This is a genomic window from Neisseria sp. WLZKY-1 (assembly GCF_046546535.1).
Taxonomy (GTDB): domain Bacteria; phylum Pseudomonadota; class Gammaproteobacteria; order Burkholderiales; family Neisseriaceae; genus Neisseria.
In genome coordinates, this window is record NZ_JBKGTW010000091.1 from 1 (window position 1) to 3,182 (window position 3,182).

At 53.9% G+C, this 3,182-nt stretch carries 3 protein-coding genes; all 3 read left to right on the top strand.

All coding sequences use genetic code 11. The features are described 5' to 3' along the window. The first annotated feature begins 238 nt into the window (after positions 1–238). The 3 genes from ACLD9W_RS12185 (at position 239) to ACLD9W_RS12195 (ending at position 3,076) form a co-directional block, all read left to right on the top strand. Positions 239–1,468 (top strand): ATP-binding protein, encoded by a 1,230-nt coding sequence (locus ACLD9W_RS12185; RefSeq protein WP_410842260.1) that lies wholly within the window; start codon positions 239–241, stop codon positions 1,466–1,468. A 32-nt stretch (positions 1,469–1,500) separates the two neighbouring features. Further along, complete coding sequence (locus tag ACLD9W_RS12190; RefSeq protein ID WP_410842261.1) at positions 1,501–2,349, top strand: hypothetical protein; 849 nt, start codon at positions 1,501–1,503, stop codon at positions 2,347–2,349. Positions 2,350–2,461: 112 nt separating this feature from the next. Next, positions 2,462–3,076 carry a phosphoesterase gene (locus ACLD9W_RS12195; RefSeq protein ID WP_410842262.1) on the top strand — a complete coding sequence of 205 codons (615 nt, stop codon included), beginning with the start codon at positions 2,462–2,464 and terminating at the stop codon, positions 3,074–3,076. The last annotated feature ends 106 nt before the right edge of the window (positions 3,077–3,182 follow it).

The following is a 3,182-nucleotide window of genomic DNA, read 5'->3' on the forward strand; positions in this document are numbered from 1 at the left end:
GCAAAAAGGGCATTTTTTGTGTTCAAAGGTTTTGACTCCGCTTAAAGCCTTGTAGCATAAGGCTTGCGGGGGTTTTGGGCAGTAAATTTGTTACTTACGCCTCCTTCATAACGAGGAGTGTATTATGGCGGCTGTTTCGCGGTGCAGCCTACGACATCATCACCACACAAAATAAGATGTATTGCGCAAAAATCCAGTTTAAATTAAGATTCAGTCTTAAATTAAACTAGATTTTGTTATGTATTACCCACGTCACCTGCAATCCGTCCTGCAAAAGCTGTCCGCCCAATTTCCCGCCGTATTGCTGACCGGTGCGCGGCAGGTCGGCAAATCCACGCTGCTTCAGCACATTGCGCCCGAATACGGATACCTTACCTTAGACGATCCCTTGCTGCTCGACCAAGCCAAAAACGAGCCGCAACTGTTTTTATTGAATCACACGCCGCCGCTGATTGTGGACGAAGTCCAATACGCCCCCGAGCTGTTTCCCCTGTTGAAAATGGATATAGACCGGCGCAAGCAGAATGGTCTGTACCTGCTGTCCGGTTCGCAGGCTTTTGAGTTGATGCAAAACGTCAGTGAAAGTCTGGCCGGGCGTATTGCGGTATTGAAATTAAACGGACTGTCGTGGCGCGAAATGCGCGGCGATGATTTTCAGACGGCCTTTGTGCCGGACGAAGGTTATTTGGCCGATCGAAACCCTGTATCCAGGTTACCCGAACACGAAAATATCTGGCAGATTATCCACCGCGGCGATATGCCGCGCTTATACGAGCAGCCCGAAACCGATTGGCAGGTTTACTATGCCTCGTATGTCGCCACCTATATCGAACGCGACGTGCGCCAATTGATCAATGTAGGCAGCAGCGGCGATTTCACTCGGTTCATGATTGCTATTGCCGCCCGCAGCGGGGAATTATTGAATTACAGCAGCGTGGCCCAGGAAATCGGCGTATCGGTGGATACCGTCAAGCGTTGGCTCACCGTGCTGCAAACATCGGGCATCGTCTATCTGCTGCAACCCTATGGCAACAACCACCTCAAACGCGCCATCAAAACCCCGAAAGTCTATATGTTGAATACGGGTCTGATGGCCTACCTGACCAAATGGCTGACGCCGGAAACCATTCAAAACGGAGCCAAGAGCGGGCAGTTTTTTGAAACCTTCGTCGTGGGCGAAATCATCAAATCCTTCCACAACCAAGGCCAGGAACCGCCGATTTATTTTTACCGCGACACCAATCAAAAAGAAATCGACCTACTGATCGAACATCGGCAGATGCTGTATCCCGTTGAAATCAAGGCTACCGCCAATCCCAATAAAAAAATGGCCGCCGCTTTCAACCTGCTGCGCAACACGCTGCCGGCAAACGAATTGGGCATCGCCCACGGCACGATTATCAACCAGTACCCGCAAAAAATCTGGTTGGCGGAGAATTTGGTTGCCGTGCCTGCAGCCTATGTTTGAAGCTACCGAAACCGCCCTTCAAGGAATGAACCATGCCCAACACCCCCGCCAACCCCATCCCATCCGAACATTTCCACGACGGCGCCCCCATCTCCTGCAAGCTCACCGACTGGACCTTCACGCGCTACCGCACGCCCGGCAAATCCGAGTATGCCGTGGTGTACGGCACGGTCGCCCAAGATGGTTCGGGACGCTTTGCCGCAGGCGGCCGAATCCGTACCTCGCCCGTTACCCAATGGTCGGCACCGCTGGCCCATACGCACAACTCGGTGTATTGCCTGCCGGAAGGTGCAGGCTGCTTTTGCGACCTGCCTGCAACCTTGCAGCCTGCCATAGACAGTTTAGGTATCGACCCTGCCGAAGCGGCCGTTATGCTGCGAAACGCCTTCATGCAGCCTGCACATGCTTTGCCTGAAACCGCCTGTTTCGGTGTTCCGGTGATGCGGACGGCAGAGCAGGGCGACAGTCCGGTCGTCATGGAGCGCCACATCGCCGAATTGCCGTTCTATTCATTTTGGCGGGACAGCAGCATCGGTTCCGCCCAAAGCCTGATAGACGGGCAAGCCACCGTTTTTCTGCATGATTGGAACGCGTTCTGCCGCCGATTTGTCCGTACCGGCAGACACCGCGGCCAAACCGGCCTCATAGGTGACAAAGTCGCAGACGGTCAATACAGCTATTTCGGCTTGCCGATTGTGCATACGCCAGAACAGGATAACGCCCCTGCCGTATCGGAAGCCGACATCGCCAAACTTCCGTTTTACACCTATTGGCGCACCACTTGCGCTTCCGATGTATACCCGTTGGCAGACGGCACGCACGTTGTGCACCTTACCGACTGGGAAGCCTTCTGCCAACGGTTGGTATTGACCGGCAGATAGGTAGGCAAAAAAGTGCAGGCTGCTTTTTATCGCCCCAACCCTGTTTCAGACGGCCTCTAAAGCAGCCTGCACCTTATTTTTCATTGTCAGATGACCAGAAACCGAGTATCCCATGCCTCAAACCTATTTCACCGCCGACTGGCACTTCTCCCATCCCAACATCGCCCGATACTGCCCGCAATTCCGCCTACAAAGCGATAACGCCGACGAGCTGAACGAATACCTGATCGACTGCTGGAACCGCGTCGTTACCCCGCAAGACACTGTGTACAACCTCGGCGATGTCTGCTTTGCAAAAAAGCCCGCACACATCGAAGCCGTGCTGCAACGGCTCAACGGGCAACACCATTTGATCTACGGCAACCACGACTACCTGATTCGGCAAAACGAAGCACATTTCCTCAACACGCGCAAAGCCGACGGCCATCCGTTGCTCTCGTCCGCCAGCCATTACCTGCGGCTCAAACTGCCCGAAATCAGCAATACCGCGATTTTGTGCCACTATCCCTTATACGAATGGGACGGCATCCACCACGGCCTATACCACCTCTACGGCCATCTGCACGACCGCATGGCCGCCGTCAAAGGGCGTGCCCTCAATGTCGGCTGGGATATGCATGGCCGTTTCCTGACAGCACAAGATATTGACAGCTTCCTGCGCGACCTCCCTGCCGTTCAGTATTTCGACGACAAGCAAAACGTTAGGGGCTGTACTAGGGTCTGTTGACAATCAATTTTTCACAGTATCATACAGATATGACCAGATATACCCTATCCGATGCCCAGTGGGCAGCCATCGAACCGCTTTGTCCGGGTAAACAAACCGACCCGGG